The sequence below is a fragment of the Flagellimonas sp. ABD4_174 genome, from assembly GCF_056160185.1.
This window is the reverse complement of sequence record NZ_JBSWWP010000001.1, coordinates 576,501-599,432: the sequence shown is the minus strand read 5'-3', so window position 1 is coordinate 599,432 and position 22,932 is coordinate 576,501. Positions and strand designations below refer to the sequence as shown.

Sequence of the window (22,932 nt, the reverse complement as noted above, 5' to 3'; positions counted from 1 at the left end):
ATAGGAATAGTTCATATTTTTAAACATAGTTTAACACAGAGGCCATGAGTAAAAAACCAGAATTCATTAAAAAATTATCCCTTCCGGTGGTTGCCGCTCCCATGTTCCTGATCTCGGGACCAAAATTGGTGGTAGAATGTTGTAAAAATGGAATTGTGGGCACATTCCCGGCCCTCAACCAGCGAACCAGCGAGGGTTTTGAAGAATGGCTCATCCAAATAAAAGCAGAATTAAAGCAATTTGAAGAGGAAACCGGCAAAAAAGCTGCCCCTTTCGGTGTAAATTTAATTGTGCACCCAACCAATCCACGATTGGAAGCCGACATAAAGCTATGCGTAAAACATAAAGTCCCGCTCGTAATTACATCCTTAGGTGCCGTAAGCCAAGTAGTAGATGCCATCCATAGTTATGGCGGATTGGTGTTCCACGATATAATTAAGAAACGCCATGCCGAAAAAGCTGCGGAGGCAGGCGTGGACGGTCTTATTTTGGTATCCGCCGGGGCAGGAGGGCATGGAGGTACCATAAACCCAATGAGCTTAGTAGCGGAAATCAAAAAATTCTATACCAAAACCATATTATTATCAGGGTGTATCAGCACTGGAAGGGATGTTGCCTCTGCTTTGCAGATGGGCGCAGACCTTGCCTACATGGGCACCCGTTTTATAAATACCGAAGAAAGCAAGGCCACGGAAGAATACCGTAAAATGATCATGAACGCTGGTGCGGACGATGTTATATATACGGCCGCTATTTCGGGTGTGCCCGCTAACTTTTTGGCAGAAAGTCTCCGTGCGGCCGGAATTTCCGAAGAAGATTTAAAAAAAGACCGTAAAATAGATTTCGGCAAAGAGTTGGATACAGAAGCAAAGGCTTGGAAAACCATCTGGTCAGCCGGCCAAGGGGTCACCACAGTAAACAATGTGTTGCCCGTATCCCAACTAGTAACCGACCTTAAGAGTGAATTTAAGACCTCAGTAGAAGAGCAGGCCAATCTTTTAAAAACCTATCCAAAAGAATAAATTGTACCAATGCCCCAACAAGACTCCAATTATGCACCTCCTATTTTGTTCAGAAACGGGCATTTTTCCACCATATATTCGGGTATAATCCGATCGGTGAACGGTGTGGTCCAAAACAGGGAACGGATTGCCCTTTCCGATGGTGATTTTTTGGATCTGGACTGGAGCTATGCGCAATCCAAATCAAAAAAACTTGTGGTGCTCCTCCACGGCTTGGAGGGAGATGCACAACGCCCCTATATTACCGGAAGCGCCAAAATACTTAACCAAAACGGTTACGATTGTTGTGCAGTGAACTTTAGGGGCTGTAGCGGGGAGCCGAACATAAAATACAGATCTTACCATTCGGGCGCTACCGAAGATTTGATGGACATTCTAGATCATATACTGAGCACAAGGGATTATAAGAGCATCTTTTTGAAAGGCTTCAGTCTGGGCGGAAATCTTTTGCTCAAATATTTGGGAGAGGGAAATCAAATCCCAACCGAATTAAAGGGCGCCGTTGCTGTTTCCGTGCCCTGTAATTTGCACGACTCTTGTAAACAACTTCTCAGCACAAAAAATATACTGTATGCTATCCGGTTTAAAGGCAATCTATTGGAAAAATTGAGACAGAAACAAGCTATGTTCCCAGAGAAAATTAGCAATGCCGACATTAAAAAAATTAAAACCTTAATGGATTTTGATGATGCTTATACTAGCAAAGCACATAATTTTAAAAATGCTTTGGACTATTATGAGCAATGTAGTTCACTTCAATTTTTACCCAACATACAGGTACCCAGTTTGATCATCAATGCCAAAAATGATTCCTTTCTAGGGCCCGATTGTTATCCGGTGTTGGAAACTGATAATAATCCGAACCTACATTTAGAGATGCCCAACTATGGTGGCCATGTGGGGTTTTGGGGCAAAAATAACATAACCTATACCGAGAAAAGGGCTTTGGAGTTTTTCGAATCCCTATAAACAAGCTGGTGAAGTCATTTTGTGATGCACAAAACAAAATCCCTCCAGTTTTTCTTCCCTAATTGCCTATCTTAGTGGCAAGATATACACAAACAAACTTCAATAAAATCAGAATGAAAAAAACTGTTATGGTCTTGGCACTAGGTGCCATGATAGCGAGCTGCGGAGGAAAAAAAGAAGAGAAAAAAGATGGTTTTGAGGTAAGCCGCACCAAGACCGAAGAAAAGAAAGCCACGGAAAAAGAAGAAGTGCCCGTTGATTTGGACAACAAAGGTGTCGGGCCAATTACCGACCTGGAGTTCCCAGATGATATCAACAATGAGATGGTTGAACGGGGCAAGGCCAAATTTGAAGCCATTTGCGTAGCCTGCCACATGGTAGATAAACGTATGATAGGCCCTGCACTTAAAGGGGTTTACGACAGAAGAAGTCCTGAATGGGTAATGAACATGATCTTGAACCCTGACGGAATGTTAAAAGAAGACCCTATTGCAAAAGCATTGCTGAAAGAGTACAACAATGCGATTATGTTGAACCAAAATTTGACCGAGGACGAGGCAAGGGATATTGCCGAGTATTTAAGAACGTTGTAACAGCCTTAATCAAAAATTTAAAATGCTGTTGTTTAATTGTTTAAGCAACAGCATTTTTATATTTTAGGAGAAAATCGAACCTATGAGAAAGTTTATCACATATTTGCTAGCGTTTATGGCGATTTCAATACTACAAGCCCAAAACCAAAAGGGGGCTTGGACCACAACTGTTTCCGCAGATGATGGCCGTATAATTGAACACGTACTTATTTTAACCGAAAACCATTTTTCCGAAGCCATTTTTGAAAAAGAAAATGGAAAATTTATACGCACCAAAGGTGGTAGTTATAGCACTTCGGATGATTCACTGACTTTTTTGTTCGAATTTGATTCCAATGCACCCGAAGTTATTGGTGAATCCAAAATCGAAGCATTCAAAATAAGGAATGGGGCACTTGAATTGGGCAATTCCAATTGGACTCGAATTGATGATGGCTCGCCTGGCGATCTTAATGGTGCCTGGTTAATCTCTGGAAGAAAACGGGACGGTGAAATTGTGAAACGGGACACCTCCGGACCTCGCAAAACCATGAAAATATTATCTGGCACCCGTTTTCAATGGATAGCATACAATACCGAAACCAAACAATTTATGGGAACGGGAGGGGGTACCTACACCACCATTGATGGCAAATACACCGAAAATATAGGTTTCTTTTCCAGAGACGACTCTAGGGTCGGAGCTAGTTTACAATTCAACTATGAGGTAAAGGATGGCGATTGGCATCATTCTGGTAGCAGCAGCAAAGGAAAGCCCATTTACGAGGTTTGGAGCCAAAGGGCTGAAAAATAATCTGCCGTAGTATGAAAACCACCACTATATTGCTTTTCCTTTCCGTGTTTTTGGCCGAATCCTGCATAGGTACAAAATCAAACGAAGAAGGATTATACGGTACAACCTGGGAACTCGAATTTATCTCGGAGTCAAAAATTGCGTTTGAAGGATTATTTCCCGATAAAAAACCACTGATCACTTTTAATAAAGAATCTGGAAAGGTTACCGGCACCGATAGCTGTAACGGCTACTCGGCACCTTTTAAAGTGGAAGAGCATAACATATCTTTTGGGGAACCAGGCCCATCAACCATGATGTTCTGTGGAGGAAGTGAGCGTCAATTTTTGGAAATGATGGCTAAAATAGACGGATACTCCTTGGAGAACGGTAAACTCAGTTTACTAGTGGATCAAGACCCCGTGTTGCGTTTCAAAAAAATATCGCCATGAAAAACATTTTAACCCTTAGTTGTATCGCTTTCTTATTTTTTAGCTGTTTGGACAAGAAAAAACAAGAACCTTCCCAAACCATCGTAGCACCAGAAGCAATTGTAAAGGACACTGTGCAAAAAGAAGAAAAAGAACGAGAAATGGAACCCATTGTTATAGATATAGATGGCAGTTACTTTAAGGCTTCCGGTACCGAACCCTTTTGGGACATTAAATTACACAATAACAAAGTTATTCTCAAAACTACGGAAGGAACTGTCCAAACCCCTTCTACAGAACCTATTAAGGCACAGGATTCGAACATCGCCATGTACCGCATACAAACCGAAGCTACCTTATTGGATGTTATTATTGCGCACAAGGAGTGCACCAATGCCATGTCCGGCGAAGTGTTTCCATATACCGTTACCGTATCCTATAAGAATACGGGCGGAGCCGAAACCAAGGTGTACGAAGGTTGCGGTTATTACCTTCCCGATTACAGGATACACGATATTTGGGTGTTGGAAAAGATGCAAGGAACCACGGTCAGTAAAGAAGATTTTAATGGCAATGATATTCCCAATATGGAAGTCAACATCAATAACAATCGATTTTCTGGATTCTCCGGATGTAACCGGATGAACGGAAGTTTATTTTATGAAAAAGATGTGCTGCGTTTTACACAAATCGCCTCTACACGAATGGCATGCCCGAATATGGAAAAGGAATCCGAATTTTTATCGGCATTGCGAAGCAGTGTCAACTACAAAATTGAAAACAACAGACTCTACCTCTCCAATGATTCGGAAGAAAATTTATTGGTTTTTAAAAAAATTGATTAGTAGGGAAAAATCTATCAATTTTAATTAATGAATTCGAAGATTATTAGTTTAAAATGAAACTACCCTACCGAGAAATCCCAAAATATCCAGAAAACTACTTGCCCGGAAATATATTGGCCAGATTAATAGATGGCTTGGGGTATCGATTCTATTGGGCAACCGAGGGGTTGACGGAGAATGACCTTGCCTACAGACCATCAGAAAAGGGACGATCCATTTTTGAAACTATGGAACATATTTATGTATTGTCCAACAATATATTATTGGCACCAGATGCAAAACCCTATGAAAAACCAATAAATCCGGCTCCATATTCTTTCAAGGATTTAAGAAAAAAGACCTTGGGCAACCTTCAATCTGCGAGCAGTAAGGTTAAAAATGCCACCATGGAGGATATGGAAAACTATAAAGTGATCTTTAAAAAAGGTGAACATAAATTCGAATTTCCAATTTGGAACATCATTAACGGGATGATTTCGGATTGCATTCACCACACTGGCCAAATTGTTTTGATGCGACGTGCCGGCGGCAATCCACAAAATCCAAATGTGAATGTGTTCATGGGAAAAACCAAGGAATAAGTCTAAGTTTTAGTCCACCACAACTTTATAGGTTGGGTCTTCCAATACGTTCACTTCGATAATATCGTCGGCATTGGCCAATAATCTTCTACAGTCTCGGCTCAAGTGTTTCAGGTGCACTTTTTTGCCCACTTTTCGATAGCGTTCCGTAATCTTGTTCACAGCTTCAATAGCGGACATATCCACCAACCTACTTTCCGCAAAGTCGATGACCACTTCCTCCGGGTCGTTCAATACATCAAATTTTTCGGCAAATAAAGTGGTACTGCCAAAAAATAACGGGCCGTAAATTTCGTAATGCTTTACGCCCTCGTCATCAATGCTTTTTCTGGCTCGGATACGTTTTGCGTTGTCCCATGCAAATACAAGTGCGGAAATAATCACACCTACCAATACGGCCAAGGCCAAATTGTGAAGGAATACGGTGACCAAAGTAACCAACACCATCACCAACACATCGGATTTTGGCATTCTACGGAAGGTTTTTAGGCTGGCCCATTCGAAGGTTCCCAAGGCTACCATGATCATAAGTCCTGTAAGTGCGGCCATAGGAACTTTTTCAATAAGGCTGGAACCGAACATTATAAATACCAAGAGCATTAAAGCGGCCACAATACCAGAAAGACGTGCGCGTGCACCATTGGAGGTGTTGATCAAACTTTGTCCGATCATGGCACAGCCACCCATTCCAGAAAACAATCCAGAGAGTATGTTGGCCGTTCCCTGGGCAACGGCTTCCTTATTGCCCCGGCCACGTGTTTCGGTAATTTCATCCACAATGTTCAGTGTCAGCAAGCTTTCAATAAGACCAACACCTGCCATAATTCCGGCAAAAGGGAATATAATCTGCAAGGTTTCCCAAGTAAAAGGAAGGTCGGGAATATGAAATGGAGGAAATGTTCCTTGAATGGAAGCTATATCTCCAATGGTCCGTGTGTCCAATCCCAAGAAAAAAACAATCCCGAAGACTAATAGAATGGCTGCTAAAGATGCCGGAACTACCTTGGTTAGTTTGGGCAGTCCCCAAATAACTACCATAGTAAGCAACACCAATCCCAAGAAAATGTACAAGGTACTTCCGCTCAACCACTCGCCATCCACGGTTTTGAACTGGCTCATCTGCGACATAAAAATAATGACCGCCAAACCGTTTACAAAACCAAATATAACCGGATGGGGTACCAAGCGCATCAATTTTCCCAATCGAAGCACTCCGGCCAACAGCTGCAAAATACCTGCTAGGATTACGGTGGCAAATACATATTCTACTCCATATTGCTGTGCCAACGTTACAATTACCACGGCCACGGCCCCGGTCGCCCCAGAGATCATTCCTGGTCTACCGCCCAAGATAGACGTGACCAATCCCATTACAAAAGCAGCATACAAACCTGTCAAAGGGGAAAGGCCGGCAATGAATGCAAAGGCAATGGCTTCGGGCACCAAAGCAAGTGCAACGGTTAAGCCCGATAAAATTTCTGTGCGATAGTTTACTTTCTGGGAAAAGTCAAAAAGATTGAGATACTTTTTCATGGCTTATTTCTTGAAGCGGGCAAAAGTAGCATTATTAAATGCAAGACCCTAATTGCCCAGGAATTTTTAAGGATTTGATAATGTAACAGTTAGTGCGACATATAAAACAGCTCTTTTGGTGAACGATGGTTAACGGTATCGTATCCGCTTTAACCTATCCATAAAAAAATCGCCCCGATCAATTAAGCTCGGGGCGATCCTTAACTAAATAACCAACCAAAAAAACTGTTTGTATAGTCGAACCACAAAGTTCTTCCTTACATATTTCGTTGACGGGAAACATTCATTACAGGATTGTTGGTCTTTGAACGTTTTTTACCTGTTCCGCCGTTCGATTTTAAATATTGAATGTATCCTCTACCTGTAAACTCGTACACAGTTCCACTGGATACATGGTACAATTCTATAGTGTTATCATTGATAACGTACAACTCAAAATAATCATTGCCCAAGAAGTCATAATCGAGTGTTAAAGTTTTCAGAGTGGCATCGTTGGCAACATCGAACACTTGGTAATCTCCCTGATAATCCCATTGTATATTGGTCAATGGAATTCCCTGCGCATCTACGGAGGATCTAAAATACCCGCCATCATCTGAAAAAAATTGCAAGTAGTTTTCATTATCGAACTCATTTAGTGCGCCTAATTCACTAGTGTAGGTCTTCTCCCAAACTTGATACTCCTGCAATACATATTGGATATTATCGTAGAAGACCATATCATAATCAAACTGACTTTTTTGATAACCTTCCAAAACATAGGAGGTATCTGATCTTGAATCATATATTTCCAATGTATTATTATCCAGCGCATACACATCCAGCAACCACAATCCATCCACATCGTGGTTTATTTCCACTTGACCGGCAAGGGTCGCATACAAGCCTACATCGATACCTTTTCCATTACCTGTTTTTCCCAGACCTGAAAGATTGTTGTTCGCATAAACGGTTCCCCTGTCAAAAGAAATCGTAAAGGCGCGTTGCAAAAAGGGAACTTCACCATTGCCACGAGTTTCATTGATATCCACATACCATAGATCATAAGATTCCAAGACCAAGGCGGTATTAATGGGCGATTCTTCTATAAAATCGTCTTCCACAATAACCTCGGTATAACAAGAACCGGCCAATAGGCCTATGAGTATAATTCCAAAGAGTAGTTTTTTATTTTTCATAATCGAGGTTTTAAGGTTCACTTTAGCTAGACCAATCACTGTGCCATTTTTATTAACCATTTGATAATCAAGCTAAAACAGACACACTATTTTATTTTTTAGATTTACACCATAATTAAGATACATGAAAGACAAGCTTACCTTTGGCGTACTTGGAGGTGGAAGTTGGGGAACAGCCATTGTAAAAATGCTGACCGAAAATTTGGATCAGGTAAACTGGTATATGCGAAGCGATTCTGCTATCCGGCATATTGAAAAGGAAGGTCATAACCCCAATTATTTGAGTTCGGTGGAGTTTGACACCGATCAACTACGCATGAGCCACGATATAAACAAAGTGGTCGATGCTTCGGACGTACTCATTTTTGTGATCCCGTCGGCTTTTTTGGAAAGGGAGTTGCAATGTTTGACGAGTTCCTTGACAGGAAAAATTATCTTCTCGGCCATTAAGGGCATTGTTCCTGAAAGTGGGCGTATTGTTGGGGAACATTTTAATGAGAAATACAATATCCCATTCGAGGATATAGGTGTGATCACCGGCCCATGCCATGCTGAGGAAGTGGCACTGGAGCGCTTATCTTACCTAACCATTGCCTGTGCGGATGCCGATAAGGCCAAAATGGTGGCAAATCACTTAAAGAGTGATTATATCCGCACTAAAATCTCCGATGATATTATTGGAACCGAGTACGCTGCCATGTTGAAGAACATTTATGCCATTGCAGCGGGGATCGCCCATGGTCTGGGATATGGGGACAATTTCCAGAGTGTGTTGATGAGCAATGCCATCCGGGAGATGAAACGATTTATAGACAAGGTGTACAAAATGAAGCGCAACATCAATGCTTCTGCCTATTTGGGCGACCTATTGGTAACAGGCTACTCCGTTTTTAGCAGAAACCGCATGTTCGGTAACATGATTGGAAAAGGCTATACCGTAAAAAGCGCGATGATGGAAATGAACATGGTGGCCGAAGGCTATTATGCCACCAAAAGCGCCCATGACCTTATGGACAAACTACAGAAAAAGTCCAAAACACCGATCATAAACGCGGTGTACCAGGTGCTTTATAAAAACAAGAACCCGAAAAAGGTGTTTGAGAAGTTGACGGAGAAGTTGGATTAATCCCGCTCCAAAGAAAAATCGGAATGTTCCTTTAATTGCGAATCCAATTCCTTAGAAAAGACCTCCATTTCTTCATCGGAGTAGTTATATGATTTTTGGAACTCTTTAAAAACAGCTTCTTTGTATTTCCGAACACTATCAATATCAAAATAAAGCCTGCCCGTTCTCCGAATGAAAAAATCCAAGGGATTCAATGCTTTTTCGTAGGCAATGGCAAATTGTACTTCTGCCCGAATCATGTTTTCTTGGGGGTCGTTTCCCTTAATCTTAGCATATAATTCCAAAATAGTTTCTGCCTGCTTACCATAGGTGGTTACTAAATACCAAGCTTCGTACTTTGTAAAACCATCCCTTTGAAGCCGCTCTTGAAGTTCGGCAATGTATTTTTTTACATGTTTGAACTTTTTAAAGTCGTTTCCACAAAGTGGAATCTTATCCGTGGTACACGCTTTGAGTTCCACTCCATAATCTTCTTCCATTTTTTGGGAAATACGGTTCACGGTGCGCTCGGCCATTTTTCGATAGCCCGTAAGTTTACCTCCGGCAATACTCACTAATCCAGATTCAGAGGTGAAAATTTCATCTTTTCGGGATAATTCAGAAGCGGATTTGCCCTCTTCGTGAATCAAGGGGCGTAGTCCAGCCCATGAAGAAATAATATCATCCAGTTCCAGTTGAATGTCGGGGAACATATGGTTAACGGCAGAAATCAAATAAATGGCATCGGCCAATTCTGTGGTCACATGGTCCTTGTCCGAATTATAATTGGTGTCTGTCGTCCCAATATAGGTAACCTTGCCACGTGGAATGGCAAACATCATCCTCCCATCGGGAATATCAAAATAAACGGATTGCTTCACGGGAAGTTTTTCCTTCGGAAATACCAAATGGACACCCTTGGTCAAGTGCAAACGCTTGCCTTTTTTGGATTGGTTCACACTACGCAGCTCATCCACCCAGGGACCTGCCGCATTGATCACATATTTTGATGAAATCTTGTACTCGTCTCCAAACACTTCGTCCGTAAACTTGACCCCTGCTACCTTTTCATCGTCATACAGAAAATCGGTGACCTTGGTATAATTGAATATCCGCGTACCAAATTGAAGGCTTGTTTTTAGGTTTTCCAAAGTAAGTCTCGCATCATCGGTGCGGTATTCGGCATAATAGCCGGCACCGTTCAAAATCTTTTTGGGCAAAAGGGGCTCCAGTTTCATGGCCTCCTTCTTCTCCAGCATCTGGCGTTTATCGTCCCCAGAAACCTGCGCCAGAATATCGTAGACTTTTAAACCAATGGAAGTCAACCATTTTCCGTAGGAACCACCCTCGATCAAAGGGAGCAACATTTTTTCGGGAATCACCAAATGCGGGGCCAATTTATGTACGATGGCCCGTTCGGAACCTACTTCTTTTACCAACCAAAAATCAAATTGTTTTAAATAGCGTAGTCCGCCGTGGATCAGTTTAGTGGATTTGCTACTGGTACCAGAGGCAAAATCACCTTTTTCAAGCAGTAAGACTTTCATTCCTCTGGAAGAAGCATCCAAAGCAATACCGGCACCGGTAATACCACCGCCGATCACCACAAGGTCATAGGAATCCCTATCAATATTTTGGAGGGCCTCTCTTCTATTCACATTTGAAAAATCGATGTTCCCTCCCATAAAATTTTATTTGTTGAATTCGTATTCACGCTCCACGCGACATATGCGTACTTTGTACCAAGAATACCAGGTTTCTATTCCTCGTTTTTGAGCTTTTTTATGATCTAGTTGAGATTTCCAGTTGGCAACGGCCTCCAGACTTTCCCAATAACTAACGGCAATGCCCATGCCATCCCGGGCACTTTCAAAACCCAAAAACCCTGATTGTTTTCGGGCCAATGCTTCCATTTCTTCAGCCATTTGGCCATATCCATTATCTCCTTCGGTTCTCAGGTTGGTAAAAATTACAGCGTAATATGGTTTTTTAAGTTCCATTTAAACAATGTACTCCTTTTCCAGAAAATAATTCACCACAGCTTCCTTCATTAACACGGTCTGCTCCCCTGCTTTTAGCGGTGGTAGTTGTTCCTTTACTTTGTAATGGGGCCATCCATCTTCATCAAAAAAATCAAAATCGTAATAGCCATAAGGTTCCAAAAGGCGGCAGATAGCAATGTGCATCAGATTGACCTTCTCGTCCTTTTTAAACTTACGATGAAAATCTCCAAGCTCTTGGACCCCTACCAAATAAACAATCCCGTCCAACTCCAAAGGGTCACCATCAGAAAACTGTGCGGACAATTTTGCCACCAAAAATTCCCATCGTTCCTTTAATTGTTCGTCTCTTGACATCTGTTTTTGATATGAGTTTCAAAGGTACAAATCAATATTCTATATTTGTTAAAACCCTTGTATGAGCTTTTTGGACATCATCATCGGAATTCTGTTGATCTGGGGCCTATATAAAGGCTTAAAAAATGGCCTTTTTGTTGAGCTGGCATCCCTGATCGCCCTTATTGCCGGAATCTACGGCGCAATACATTTTTCCCACATCACTGGCGATTATTTGGCCGCACAATTTGATTGGAGCGAGCAATACCTAAAAATAGCGGCCTTTTTAATAACCTTTTTTGTCATCATCGTTATAGTAAACTTGGCCGGTAAAATATTGACCAAGATTGCCGATTTTGCCATGCTCGGGCTTTTGAACAAAGTCGCAGGCGGTATTTTTGGCGCTTTGAAGGTTGCTGTTATTCTAGGCGCTTTCCTTATTTTTTTTGAAAAACTCACGACTCCTTTGGGCCTAATTAATGAGGAAACCAAAGAAGATTCTGTTTTTTACGAACCGATCAAAGATTTGGGCGATCTGATCTTCTCCTATGTTTTTGATGACGAAAAAACTATACCTTCCGATAACATTGAAGCCACCGAAGAGATAATATAACCGGCTTGGTATAGAATGATAAAAATAACTCCCAAAAAACCCTTTGTTTCCTTTTTCCTGTATTTCAACGTAATAATCTGGCCAAACATGGAAATTTCATGGAATAAGAAAGGTGCTCCGCTATTTTAGCAATGAGAACACAAGGGAACTTAGAACACTCCCGAAAACACCCCGAAAATGAAAAAATTATATGGCACTTTGCTGGCCGTAGCGCTTGCTCTTGCCCTGACCACTTGTAGCACCACACCCGCGCAAGAAGATGAATTGGGATATACAGAAGCTACTCTTGGAAATGAAAAACAAACAGTTGACCCGGCTAAAATGGAGGAAGATTTGTTAGGTTTGGTCAACGAACATCGCAAATCGAAAGGGTTAAGCGCACTATCCAAAAGTGCTCCCTCCTATAAATATGCCGAAGAACATAACGATTACATGATTTCGCGCAATGCCCTTAGTCACGATAATTTTGATTCGAGAGCATCAAAAATAGCAGCAGAAACCGATGCTATCAGTGTCTCGGAAAATGTAGCAAGATACTATACCTCGGCTGCCAAAACTTTAGAGGGTTGGATAGAAAGCTCCTCTCATAAAGCTGCCATGGAAGGCGATTTTACCCATACTACACTTAGTGTACAACTAGATAAAGAGGGGAGACCGTACTACACCCAGATTTTCTTAAAGGTTGAATAGGTTTTTTGAGTAAAAGTATATCAAGACCCGTCGTTAAGCGGGTCTTTTTTGTTAATCGCTATGTTGCCAGCAAGGATTTTTTTACCTTTCGTAAAATCTTTGAAAATGGCTACACAGGCACCTTTCAATCTAAATAAATGGATTGAGGAAAACCGAGATACCCTAAAACCGCCGGTAGGGAACAGAAACCTCTACAAAGAATCCGGTGATTATATAGTAATGATCGTGGCCGGGCCCAATGCACGCAAAGACTATCATTACAACGAAACCGAAGAGCTTTTTTATCAGTTAGAAGGTAATATTGAGGTAAATATCCAGGAAAATGGACAAAAGAAAACCATGAAGTTGGGCCCCGGGGACATGTACCTTCATCCAGCTAAAGTACCCCACTCCCCGGTACGAAAAGAAGGCTCGATCGGGCTCGTGGTGGAACGCAAACGTACCGATCTGGATGCAGAGGATGGATTATTGTGGTTTTGCGATAATTGCAACCACAAACTGCACGAGGTTTACTTTAAATTGAATGATATCGAGAAAGATTTCCTAGGTCATTTTAAGCACTTTTATGGATCGGAACAATTGCGCACCTGTGATAATTGTGGTACCATTATGCCTGTGGACGAACGTTTTGTAGGCAAAGAAGAATGATACTCCTATTCGCAAAGATCATAATTGGGATCGTGGCCTTGCTCCACATATATTTTCTATGGCTGGAAATGTTCGCTTGGACCACCAAAGCAAAAAAGGTATTCCGTAGTTTTTCGGAAGATTTGTTCGAACCTACCAAAACATTGGCCGCCAATCAAGGCCTTTACAATGGTTTTTTGGCAGCAGGACTGATCTGGTCACTGTTCATACAAAATGCCGAATGGCAAATTTATGTGGCCCTCTTCTTTTTGGGGTGTGTTGCCGTGGCCGGACTTTACGGAGCTCTCACCGCATCTAAAAAAATATTGCTCGTGCAAGGCCTTCCCGCCATCTTAGGTCTAGGCTTGCTTCTAATCCATCAATTCCTGTAAACCCTTAAGAATAATAAGATTATTCGTAATATTGTAAAAATATAACAATTCACTACTAAAAAGTTATAAATGTCAAAAATAGCAGCTGCTTTTGGAATAGAAGAAGCCTTAAAAGAGTTGGGCTTGAAAGAAATCAATAATGGCACCTCTACCGGAAAAGATTGGTTTTCAAATGGTGAAATCATAGAATCTTATTCTCCAGTAGATGGTGCACTTATCGGGAAGGTCAAAGCTACCACCCCTGAAGATTATGAAAAAGTGATCAGTACCGCTCGGGAAGGCTTCAAGAAATGGAGAACCATGCCAGCGCCCCAACGTGGCGAAGTGGTTCGTCAATTCAACGATGAACTTAGACGGTTAAAAGAGCCATTGGGCAAGTTAGTATCCTACGAAATGGGAAAAAGCTACCAAGAAGGATTGGGCGAGGTGCAGGAAATGATCGACATCTGTGATTTTGCAGTGGGACTATCCCGTCAACTGCACGGACTTACCATGCACAGTGAGCGTCCAGGTCACCGCATGTACGAGCAATATCATCCACTAGGAGTTGTAGGAATTATTTCCGCTTTTAATTTCCCCGTGGCCGTTTGGTCCTGGAATACAGCCTTGGCCTGGGTCTGCGGTGATGCCTGTATCTGGAAAGGTTCGGAAAAAACCCCCATCACATCCGTTGCATGCCAAAATATTGCTGCCCGTGTATTTGCCGCAAATGGCGTTCCCGAAGGTATTTCCTGCTTAATTACCGGAGATTATACCATAGGCGAGCTGATGACAAAGGACGAGCGCATTCCATTGATCTCCGCCACGGGATCTACAAGAATGGGAAAAATAGTGGCCAAAACCGTGGCCGAACGCCTTGGTAAAACATTGTTGGAGCTTGGGGGAAACAATGCCATAATCGTTACCCCGGATGCCAATATTAAAAATACCGTTATCGGAGCCGTATTCGGAGCCGTGGGCACTTGTGGACAACGTTGTACCTCTACCCGTAGATTGATTGTTCACGAAGAAGTTTACGATAAGGTGAAAAATGCCATAGTTGACGCCTACAAGCAGATCAAAATTGGAAATCCTCTGGATGAAAACAACCACGTAGGACCGCTTATTGATAAAGATGCCGTTAAAAACTACTTGTCCGCATTGGAAAAAGTTGAGGCAGAAGGTGGAACTATTTTGGTTGAAGGTGGGGTACTGAAAGGTGAAGGATATGAAAGCGGTTGCTATGTAAAACCGGCCATTGCAGAGGCAGAGAATCATTACGAAATTGTCCAGCACGAAACATTTGGCCCTGTACTATATCTTCTTAAATACAGCGGAGACCTTGAAAATGCCTTGGAACTCCAAAATGGCGTTCGACAAGGACTTTCTTCAGCTATTATGACCAACAACCTGCGTGAAGCTGAACGATTCCTTTCCGTAGAAGGTTCCGATTGTGGAATTGCCAACGTAAATATTGGAACTTCCGGTGCTGAGATCGGTGGAGCGTTTGGTGGAGAAAAAGAGACTGGTGGAGGCAGGGAAAGTGGTTCCGATGCTTGGAAAATTTACATGCGCAGACAGACCAACACCATTAACTATACAACGGAGCTGCCTTTGGCACAAGGCATTAAGTTCGATCTATAAAAACATAAAGCCGCCCTTTCAGTAGTCTTACCGGAGGGGCGGTCTTTAAACCAACTTAACTAACTCAAACTTAAATTTAAAACCCTACTCCAATGCCGGAACTTTGTCGGGAGAAATAGGGTTCTTTACCTAATATTTGGCCTAAAGTTCAATATATTCCCCATAGTTTCTAAAAGGTATCTTACAAGTGGCCATAAAAATTGTATGATTGGTTCCTTTTTGCCCTTTATCCGTTTCAATTCCTTTTCAGCGAATCGTATTTTTTGCTAACTCCCTCAATTTCTGATACATTTATTTAGAATTTTAAGATTTTTTTAATATTTTAAATGTCTCGTTTACATGGTGTTTATTTTTTAAAAATGGATTGGGAAACTTCAGCTTTATGGTATTGGATTTTACTGGCCGGTGTAGGGATCATTTCTGCTGTTCTCGGTTATTTTTTTGGAAAGTCCGACACGCCTTCCATTTCACAAAACACAGAGGCGCTTAATCTTCTTGAAATTGAGAACACCAAGTTAAAATCGGATTTGGAGAATTGTCATAGAAGGCTGGACAACTCAAAAATAAAATCCTTGGATATTGAAAAAATCGTAGGGTCACCAAAAGCGGAAACGCACCTATTCGACCCCTCGGAGGCTAAGGCTATATTTGGGAAAACCATTAAAGAAAATGACCTAAAACTTGTGGAAGGAATCGGCCCCAAAATTGAAGGTCTGTTCCACGGCGTTGGTGTTAAAACATGGGAAGCTCTGTCCGAATGTTCTGTGGACAAATGCCAAGAAGTTTTAAATACTGGTGGAAAAAGGTACCGTATCCACGACCCTGCCTCTTGGCCTATGCAAGCAAAAATGGCTCACGAAGGTCTCTGGCAGCAGCTATTCGATTGGCAAGAAAAGCATAGGGCAGGTAAATATTAAAAAATCTACATTGGACCAACCGGTCGTTCTACATTCTTCCGTTGGCCTCGACCCATTTAAAAATGTACTGTTCCTGAGAAAACTGCATTCTCTCGGAAATCCGTTGTAATCGCTCTGGAAGCTTCATAAGATAGTCCCTTGCCTTTTCCGCTTTATCTGAAAGTCCTCGAAGATTTCCAAGGTCCCAATACTCGTTCAACTTTTTTAAGATGTCCACATAATCTTGTGCCGTATAGACGCCGAGTCTTTGTGCACAATTGGAGAATTGTTCGAATGCTTCACCAATGTTACCCCCTGACTCTCTTAAAAAATGGGCGGGCATAACTATTTTCTTCTTCATCATATCGGCAAAGGCCAAAACCATTCCGTCGGGGTCTTGCCCCATAATGGTCTTTACAAATTCTCTATAGGCCAAATGGTGCCTCATCTCGTCCCCAGCTATTATGGAACACATTTTTGCCAGTAGGCCATTTCCCTTTTTCTTTGCCAATTTACCCACTCTTTTGTGGGATATGTTGGTCGCGAGTTCTTGAAAAGTGGTATACACAAAGTTTTTATAGGGGTCTCTATCCGTTCCTATATCAAAACCATCGGATATCAAATGCTGGGTGGTGATTTCTATTTCTCGCATATTAACTCGTCCGGACAGATACAAGTATTTGTTCAGGACGTCACCATGTCTGTTCTCCTCTGCAGTCCATGCACGAACCCACTTGCTCCATCCATTATCTTTTCCATTGTGCTGATCTATACCTTCAACATCCATTAACCAAGACTCATAGGTAGGCAAAGCTTCTTCGGTAATGGTATCGGCCACGAGTGTCACCCAAAAATCGTATTCCAATTCTTTGGCTTCTTCCCTGATCTGTTCGATTTCATCAAAAAAATTATCGCTCTGCGAATTGGGCAAAAAGTCGGTGGGTTGCCATATTTTTTCGGTAGGAATAAGGAATTCATCTATAAACCCTTCTACTTTGGGTTCAATTGCCTGCATTACTTCCAATCTTACATTCTTTATCGACATACTTGGGGTTTTTACAAAGATCACGATAAAATATTGGAATCTATCTAATTTCTTCCTCTTTCCTCAGGATAAAATGTATGCACCGGATCACTCTGCCAAAATTCCTTGGTTTCCACATCCAGCATGGTCAATCCACCCATAAAGGCAGCACCGGTGTCCACGTTCCAAACATTCGCACGCCGTTCCGGCTCCACAAATTTTGTTTTCGACAATGGAGTATGCCCAATAAAAACTTCCTTATAATGGGTAAGTCGTTTTGGGAATTTGGGGTCCTTTGGCGTTAAATCCGGGCTAAGAGCGGTCGCAAGCTCCCAAAGGGTTCTATCCCAGTAAAACGACTGTTCAAAATACTCAAAATCTATTCCTTTAAGGTTAGTGTAACCTGCATGTAGATATAACCGGTTGTCCTGCGAGAGGTAATAGTTTTTTAACCCTTCGTAAAACTTAATATGCAATTGCCATTTATCCTTGTCCGCTTTTAAATACGAATTTCGGGTAGCTGCTCCACCATGCGCCAACCATTGTGGGTTCTCCTTTTGATCCATGAGCCATGCCCGGCAAAGTTCATCGTGGTTGCCTCTTATAAATGTACACTGATAATCGGTATTTAACTGAATCAAAAAATCCACAGTTTCCACAGCAGTGCTCCAAGCATCAACATAATCTCCCAAAAATATTATATGATCGGAAGAAGTTACCTTGGCCCTTTCCATTACTTGCTCCAAAGCTCTTACTCCCGAGTGGATATCACCCACAACCAATGTACGCATAGAATAGTTTTTGACAATATTACACACAAATCCCTGTCCAATAAAAAATGATAGGAGCTTTATCGAGTATTTAACCTTCAATTAAAATAAGGACCCCGATTTTTGGACGTGGTATAAATTTCTATGTACCTTAGAATATTTCGAAAAGCGTATGAAGAAAATTTACTGCATAGGTGAATTACTTATAGATTTTGTTGCCGAAAAGCAAGGAAGTGACCTTTCCCAGGCCTTTGAGTTTACAAAAAAAGCAGGTGGTGCACCGGCCAATGTGGCCTGTGCGATTTCCAAACTTGGAGGAAACGGGATTTTTATCGGTTGTGTTGGGTCTGACCCATTTGGTTCTTTTTTATTGGAGACCCTTAAAAACGAAGGTGTTGATATTTCCTTGACCCAACTATCCGACACCTTTACAACGCTGGCCTTTGTTTCCCTTTCGGAAGATGGTGAACGGGATTTTGTATTTAACAGAGGTGCGGACAAGGAGCTCAAGTACAATGCAAATCTTCGAAAAAACCTGCATGGGAACATCCTTCACTTGGGCGCTGCGACCGCACTATTGGGCGGTCCTTTGGAAAAAACCTATACCAAATATCTTTTTGATGGTCTTACCAAAGAAATGTTCATCAGCTTCGATCCAAATTTTAGAAGCGACCTTTGGAAAGATGACGAGGAAACTTTTATAAAAAAGTGCATGCCCTTTGTAGAAAAATCGCATTTGTGCAAATTTAGTCAAGAAGAGGCTCAACTGATATCGGGTAAAGAGAACATTGAAGAAGCCTGCGATTTTCTACATACAGTAGGTACAAAGATCATTACCGTTACTTTGGGAAAAGACGGCACGCTTTTAAGTATGAACGGCACAAAAAAAATAATCCCGAGCATACCGGTAACCCCGGTGGACACTACCGGTGCCGGCGATGCCTTTATTGGCTGTTTACTCTATCAAATTTCAGATCTGGGCAATTTTGACCGCGTAATGGAAGATTTCTCCCTCCTCGAAAAAATGGTTGCCACTGCCAATAAGGCCGGAGCCATCACTACAACAAATTATGGGGCCATTGTGGCCTTGCCAACAAAGGAACAGTTGTAAAATTCCATGAACCAGACCAGTTTACATCAACTTCTCTCCAAAAATAAGGTCAGTAATGATCTTGAGCTATGCCATTTAAGGTTGGCCACCAACCTCACTTTGATCCAAAAACTGTTCTTCTCTTTATATCCAGAAGAACAGAATCGGGAGCATTTCCAAAACCTTTTGGCACTACTGCCCAAACTGTTTGCAGAAAGACCAACGGAATTAAAAAAACAGGATCTTGAACGATTAAAATCGGGCAATTGGTATCAGTCACAGAATATTGTTGGAATGCAATTGTATGTTGAACACTTCAATAAGGACATAAAAGGTCTGCAGGAAAAAATACCCTATTTTAAAAAACTTGGTGTCAATTTTTTGCACCTAATGCCCATCACCACACGCCCAAAAGGCGAAAATGACGGCGGCTACGCGGTGAACGATTACCTTGAAGTGGACAAAAGATACGGCTCCAAGGACGATTTGTTGGGTTTGACCAAAGCTTTGCGTAAAAATGGCATTTTTTTAATGCTAGATTTTGTAGTAAACCATACGTCCAATGAGTATTCTTGGGCAAAAAAAGCCGCAAAGGGCGATAAAAAATACCAAAACTATTATTACACGTTCGAAGACCATACCATTCCAGAGGAGTTTGAAAAGAATTTGCCCGAGGTATTTCCGGAAACAGCGCCCGGGAATTTTACCTATATTCCCGAAATGGAAAGATGGGTAATGACCGTTTTCAACAATTACCAATGGGACCTCAACTATACCAATCCCGAGGTATTTCTAGAGATGCTCACCAACTTGGTCAAATTGGCGGATATGGGAGTGGATGTTGTCCGTTTTGATGCCCTGGCCTTTCTTTGGAAGAAACTCGGTACAATTTCGCAAAACCTTCCCGAAGCACACAACCTTATCGCCCTCTTCCGTTTATGTCTTCAGATCGTTGCCCCTGGAACCATTCTATTGGCAGAAGCCATTGTGGCCCCAACGGATATTATTAAGTACTTTGGGGAGGATGAAAAACGAGGCAACGAATGCGAAGTGGCCTACAATGCATCCTTAATGGCACTTTTATGGAACTCTGTCGCCACCAAGAAAACGCATTTGTTGTACAAGAGTTTAACAAACGTACCCCAAAAACCCAAAGAATGTACCTGGATCAATTACATCCGTTGTCATGATGATATTGGGTTAGGTTATGAAAACCATCTTATAGAAGAGTTGGGCCTAAACCCGCAAATGCACCGAAAATTCCTTTTGGATTATTATTGTCAACGATTGGATTGGTCGCCAGCCACCGGAATGCTGTTTATGTACAATCCCAAAACCGGTGACGGACGCATTACCGGGAGTGCCGCTTCGTTGTTGGGACTGGAGAAAGCCCTTGCCTTAAAAAACAAAACATTGATAGAGCAGTCCGTGGCCAAAATAAATATGTTGCACGGGATCATCCTTGCCTTTGGTGGTATCCCATTGATCTATGCAGGGGACGAAATAGGCACTTTAAACGAGTATTCCTTTCAGGAAGATAACAACAAAAAAGGGGACAATAGATGGGTAAACCGGCCCTTGCAGGATTGGAAAACCATCGCCAAACTGGAAGATACCACTCTTCCACAATCCAGAATATTCGGCACCTTGCAAAAGCTTATAAGAATTCGGAAAGAAAACTCTGTTTTTGCCGACCACAACAATGTTGAGCTCTACCATACCGGAAACGACCACATATTATCTTTTGAAAGAACATGCGAAAAACAAAGGTTGTTGGTTATTTGCAATTTTGATGAAAATCCGCAGGTAATCGATAGTGGTTGGATAAAAAAGCTGGGGTATTTCAGTAAAGGAGAACCCTTAGATCTGGTATCCGAAGAAAAGATAAAACTAAACAGTGGTCTTTTGGAGATCGGCCCCTATCAAATGTTTTGGCTTTTAAATGCCTAGGCATACCTAACTTTGCGCAAAATTCTTTGGGACTCTTTTAAGGATTGGTACACATGGCTATCGTATGCCTTTAACAATTGCCTGGCACCATCCATTTTGTCTTTGGCCTCTTCAAACCCGTTCAAATAACAAATGAGATAAGTTGCCGGCAGGTGGGTCATATCGGTATGTTCGGAACTCGTGAGGGGAATATGGCTTTCCAACTTTTTTAGGAGGGCATTGTTGGTATTGTATACGTGAAAAAGTGTTTTCTTGTCGAACTGTGGAGGTTCAAATATCAATTTGCTATGTATCGAGTACTTGCCATTGTCGGAAAAAGTGATCGTCATTTCCTCCAAAGGATAATATTTTTGTTGTGACCCCAATCCCAATTGCACATATTCCAATGTTTTAAAGGAATCATCGTCGTAATCAATGGTGATTTCGTCCAAAGCGGAGTAAAAGAGTTTTACCTGCTCATTGATCAGTTCGATATCCACCCGTGAATAATATACCTTGCCCTTGACCTTTTTTTTATTGCCTGCCCAACAGACCACAAATTGTTCTTTAAAAACTTTATAATCGCTTGTTAAGTCGGGATGGCGTGTGTTGAAGAAATTGAGAACGGCATCCAGGGTATATTCAATGTTGTTCCGAGCATGCTGCTCAATGGTGGCCACCTTTTCAGAATTGATGTCCTTAAGTTCAATATCAAAGGCTTTGGGCAGACTTATACTGCCTTCCCTAAAGAAAACGGCACCACCATAATACTTCCATATATTTTTGCGCAACGCACAGACCTTTCCATTGGACCTGATGGTCACCAGCCCCACTACCTTGCCTTCGGGCAAATGCGGAAATGGTATGTTTTCATAAGAAATTAAAGGTGGGTTGTCCAAATAGGCATTAACGAGATTCTGGATTTTGCTGTCATCAAAAAAATCAACCCCGACAATTTTGTTGTCTTCATCTTCTACTCCAATAACAATAAAAGAGTTGTTGTTGGGATTGGAATTGGCCAAGGCACAAACATGTTTGAGAAACTTGGCCTTCCCTTCCTTTTCTCCAATGGATATAAAACGCTTTTTGTCGTAAAAACTATTCTCGTCGTTATGGGCCAATAAGTTTTTTACGAGTAGGCGTTTATTGATCATAGTTCTTTCTTCACTATTGTACTGCTGGCCTGTGCAGTGGGCATTACCACAAGGTCTGCAATGTTTACATGATAGGGCCGGGTAACCACAAACAAAATAATGTCCGCAATATCCTCCGGTTTTAAGGGTTGAAAGCCTTGATATACTTTTGAAGCTTTTTCAGCATCGCCCTTAAACCTAACGTCGCTGAACTCGGTTTCTACCAGTCCTGGGTTTACGGCTCCAACTCGAATTCCATAAGCATTCAAATCTATTCGCATTCCCTGATTTATAGCGTCCACGGCATGCTTGCTGGCACAATACACATTCCCATTTGGGTACACTTCCTTGCCTGCCGTGGATCCAATATTTATGATATGGCCCGATTTACGCTCTATCATTTTTGGAATGATGGCCTTGGACATATAAAGTAATCCTTTCACATTGATATCCAACATGGCATCCCAATCATCTATACTACCCTTGTCAATTGGGTCCAGACCGTGGGCATTCCCTGCATTGTTGACCAAAATATCGATTTCTGAAAATTCCTTGGGCAAATTGTCGATGGCCGAGAATACATCCTCACGATTTCTCACATCAAAATTGAGCGTAATAATAGCTGTATCCCTGCCCAATTCGTTCTTAAGTTGATGTAACCGCTCTTCCCTACGACCGCAAAGAATCAGATTGTAGCCTTGCTTTGCAAAAAGTTCGGCAGTTGCTTTTCCTATACCACTGGTTGCTCCTGTTATTAATGCTGTTTTTGACATTCCAATT

At 41.8% G+C, this 22,932-nt stretch carries 25 protein-coding genes; 16 read left to right on the top strand and 9 right to left on the bottom strand.

The genetic code is table 11. From position 1 onward, the window contains the following. The first annotated feature begins 44 nt into the window (after positions 1-44). The 7 genes from ACXAFK_RS02665 to ACXAFK_RS02635 all read left to right on the top strand — a co-directional run bounded on the left by ACXAFK_RS02665 (position 45) and on the right by ACXAFK_RS02635 (position 5,213). The gene (locus tag ACXAFK_RS02665; RefSeq protein ID WP_474956712.1) at positions 45-1,022 is read left to right on the top strand and encodes an NAD(P)H-dependent flavin oxidoreductase; all 978 of its coding nucleotides are present in this window, start codon (positions 45-47) and stop codon (positions 1,020-1,022) included. Positions 1,023-1,031: 9 nt separating this feature from the next. Then, positions 1,032-1,991, top strand: a complete 960-nt coding sequence (locus ACXAFK_RS02660; protein ID WP_293298488.1) for a YheT family hydrolase — start codon at positions 1,032-1,034, stop codon at positions 1,989-1,991. A gap of 113 nt (positions 1,992-2,104) precedes the next feature. Further along, positions 2,105-2,584 carry a c-type cytochrome gene (locus ACXAFK_RS02655; RefSeq protein ID WP_474956711.1) on the top strand — a complete coding sequence of 160 codons (480 nt, stop codon included), beginning with the start codon at positions 2,105-2,107 and terminating at the stop codon, positions 2,582-2,584. An 82-nt stretch (positions 2,585-2,666) separates the two neighbouring features. Beyond that, the gene (locus ACXAFK_RS02650) at positions 2,667-3,377 is read left to right on the top strand and encodes a membrane or secreted protein (protein ID WP_338197146.1); all 711 of its coding nucleotides are present in this window, start codon (positions 2,667-2,669) and stop codon (positions 3,375-3,377) included. 11 nt (positions 3,378-3,388) lie between these two features. After that, a complete protein-coding gene (locus ACXAFK_RS02645; protein WP_224836155.1) occupies positions 3,389-3,808 on the top strand; it encodes an META domain-containing protein in 420 nt (139 codons plus the stop codon). Then, positions 3,805-4,632, top strand: a complete 828-nt coding sequence (locus ACXAFK_RS02640) for an META domain-containing protein (protein WP_474956710.1) — start codon at positions 3,805-3,807, stop codon at positions 4,630-4,632. Before ACXAFK_RS02645 ends, ACXAFK_RS02640 begins: the two co-directional genes overlap by 4 nt. A 53-nt stretch (positions 4,633-4,685) precedes the next feature. Beyond that, the gene (locus ACXAFK_RS02635; protein WP_474956709.1) at positions 4,686-5,213 is read left to right on the top strand and encodes a DinB family protein; all 528 of its coding nucleotides are present in this window, start codon (positions 4,686-4,688) and stop codon (positions 5,211-5,213) included. 9 nt (positions 5,214-5,222) lie between these two features. On the opposite strand, the gene ACXAFK_RS02630 is transcribed toward ACXAFK_RS02635, so the two are convergent. Further along, positions 5,223-6,746: a SulP family inorganic anion transporter gene (locus ACXAFK_RS02630; protein ID WP_369885631.1), complete on the bottom strand. Its 1,524-nt coding sequence runs from the start codon at positions 6,744-6,746 to the stop codon at positions 5,223-5,225. A 257-nt stretch (positions 6,747-7,003) separates the two neighbouring features. Continuing rightward, on the bottom strand, positions 7,004-7,924 hold the full coding sequence (locus tag ACXAFK_RS02625; protein ID WP_252080832.1) for a nicotinic acid mononucleotide adenyltransferase: 921 nt from the start codon (positions 7,922-7,924) through the stop codon (positions 7,004-7,006). A gap of 124 nt (positions 7,925-8,048) precedes the next feature. Here ACXAFK_RS02625 and ACXAFK_RS02620 point away from each other — a divergent pair, with 124 nt between their 5' ends. Next, positions 8,049-9,050, top strand: a complete 1,002-nt coding sequence (locus ACXAFK_RS02620) for an NAD(P)H-dependent glycerol-3-phosphate dehydrogenase (RefSeq protein ID WP_224836150.1) — start codon at positions 8,049-8,051, stop codon at positions 9,048-9,050. On the opposite strand, the gene ACXAFK_RS02615 is transcribed toward ACXAFK_RS02620, so the two are convergent. Genes ACXAFK_RS02615 through ACXAFK_RS02605 form a run of 3 tightly spaced genes read right to left on the bottom strand, consistent with a single transcriptional unit; the run spans position 9,047 to position 11,386 of the window. Continuing rightward, the gene (locus tag ACXAFK_RS02615) at positions 9,047-10,714 is read right to left on the bottom strand and encodes a glycerol-3-phosphate dehydrogenase/oxidase (RefSeq protein WP_474956708.1); all 1,668 of its coding nucleotides are present in this window, start codon (positions 10,712-10,714) and stop codon (positions 9,047-9,049) included. The two genes, ACXAFK_RS02620 and ACXAFK_RS02615, sit on opposite strands and share 4 nt — an antisense overlap. A 6-nt stretch (positions 10,715-10,720) precedes the next feature. Continuing rightward, a complete protein-coding gene (locus ACXAFK_RS02610; RefSeq protein WP_224836139.1) occupies positions 10,721-11,029 on the bottom strand; it encodes an antibiotic biosynthesis monooxygenase family protein in 309 nt (102 codons plus the stop codon). After that, entirely contained in the window at positions 11,030-11,386 is a 357-nt protein-coding gene (locus ACXAFK_RS02605; RefSeq protein ID WP_224836138.1) for a hypothetical protein, read from the bottom strand. It abuts the gene before it with no gap. Positions 11,387-11,447: 61 nt separating this feature from the next. Between ACXAFK_RS02605 and ACXAFK_RS02600 the strand changes: the two genes are divergently transcribed. The 6 genes from ACXAFK_RS02600 to ACXAFK_RS02575 all read left to right on the top strand — a co-directional run bounded on the left by ACXAFK_RS02600 (position 11,448) and on the right by ACXAFK_RS02575 (position 16,227). Further along, entirely contained in the window at positions 11,448-11,978 is a 531-nt protein-coding gene (locus ACXAFK_RS02600) for a CvpA family protein (protein WP_474956707.1), read from the top strand. A 177-nt stretch (positions 11,979-12,155) separates the two neighbouring features. Continuing rightward, the gene (locus ACXAFK_RS02595; protein ID WP_474956706.1) at positions 12,156-12,668 is read left to right on the top strand and encodes a CAP domain-containing protein; all 513 of its coding nucleotides are present in this window, start codon (positions 12,156-12,158) and stop codon (positions 12,666-12,668) included. A gap of 105 nt (positions 12,669-12,773) precedes the next feature. Then, a complete protein-coding gene (locus tag ACXAFK_RS02590) occupies positions 12,774-13,316 on the top strand; it encodes a 3-hydroxyanthranilate 3,4-dioxygenase (protein WP_474956705.1) in 543 nt (180 codons plus the stop codon). Continuing rightward, positions 13,313-13,687 (top strand): DUF1304 domain-containing protein, encoded by a 375-nt coding sequence (locus ACXAFK_RS02585; protein WP_474956704.1) that lies wholly within the window; start codon positions 13,313-13,315, stop codon positions 13,685-13,687. The genes ACXAFK_RS02590 and ACXAFK_RS02585 overlap by 4 nt, the downstream gene beginning before the upstream one ends. A 69-nt stretch (positions 13,688-13,756) precedes the next feature. Continuing rightward, positions 13,757-15,310 (top strand): L-piperidine-6-carboxylate dehydrogenase, encoded by a 1,554-nt coding sequence (gene amaB, locus ACXAFK_RS02580; protein WP_474956703.1) that lies wholly within the window; start codon positions 13,757-13,759, stop codon positions 15,308-15,310. A 326-nt stretch (positions 15,311-15,636) separates the two neighbouring features. Continuing rightward, positions 15,637-16,227 carry a hypothetical protein gene (locus ACXAFK_RS02575; RefSeq protein ID WP_474956702.1) on the top strand — a complete coding sequence of 197 codons (591 nt, stop codon included), beginning with the start codon at positions 15,637-15,639 and terminating at the stop codon, positions 16,225-16,227. Positions 16,228-16,255: 28 nt separating this feature from the next. Here the strand turns inward: ACXAFK_RS02575 and ACXAFK_RS02570 are convergent, their stop codons facing one another. Then, positions 16,256-17,251 carry an acyl-ACP desaturase gene (locus ACXAFK_RS02570; RefSeq protein ID WP_474956701.1) on the bottom strand — a complete coding sequence of 332 codons (996 nt, stop codon included), beginning with the start codon at positions 17,249-17,251 and terminating at the stop codon, positions 16,256-16,258. A gap of 44 nt (positions 17,252-17,295) precedes the next feature. Continuing rightward, positions 17,296-18,021 (bottom strand): metallophosphoesterase, encoded by a 726-nt coding sequence (locus ACXAFK_RS02565; RefSeq protein ID WP_474956700.1) that lies wholly within the window; start codon positions 18,019-18,021, stop codon positions 17,296-17,298. A gap of 151 nt (positions 18,022-18,172) precedes the next feature. Here ACXAFK_RS02565 and ACXAFK_RS02560 point away from each other — a divergent pair, with 151 nt between their 5' ends. Both ACXAFK_RS02560 and ACXAFK_RS02555 read left to right on the top strand, forming a co-directional pair. Continuing rightward, complete coding sequence (locus tag ACXAFK_RS02560; protein WP_474956699.1) at positions 18,173-19,111, top strand: carbohydrate kinase family protein; 939 nt, start codon at positions 18,173-18,175, stop codon at positions 19,109-19,111. Between the two features lie 6 nt (positions 19,112-19,117). Then, positions 19,118-21,040, top strand: a complete 1,923-nt coding sequence (locus ACXAFK_RS02555) for an alpha-amylase family glycosyl hydrolase (protein WP_474956698.1) — start codon at positions 19,118-19,120, stop codon at positions 21,038-21,040. Here ACXAFK_RS02555 and ACXAFK_RS02550 read toward each other — a convergent pair. Both ACXAFK_RS02550 and ACXAFK_RS02545 read right to left on the bottom strand, forming a co-directional pair. Then, positions 21,037-22,173, bottom strand: a complete 1,137-nt coding sequence (locus ACXAFK_RS02550; protein WP_224836127.1) for an ATP-binding protein — start codon at positions 22,171-22,173, stop codon at positions 21,037-21,039. The two genes, ACXAFK_RS02555 and ACXAFK_RS02550, sit on opposite strands and share 4 nt — an antisense overlap. Further along, complete coding sequence (locus ACXAFK_RS02545; protein WP_474956697.1) at positions 22,170-22,925, bottom strand: SDR family NAD(P)-dependent oxidoreductase; 756 nt, start codon at positions 22,923-22,925, stop codon at positions 22,170-22,172. Before ACXAFK_RS02545 ends, ACXAFK_RS02550 begins: the two co-directional genes overlap by 4 nt. Between the last annotated feature and the right edge of the window lie 7 nt (positions 22,926-22,932).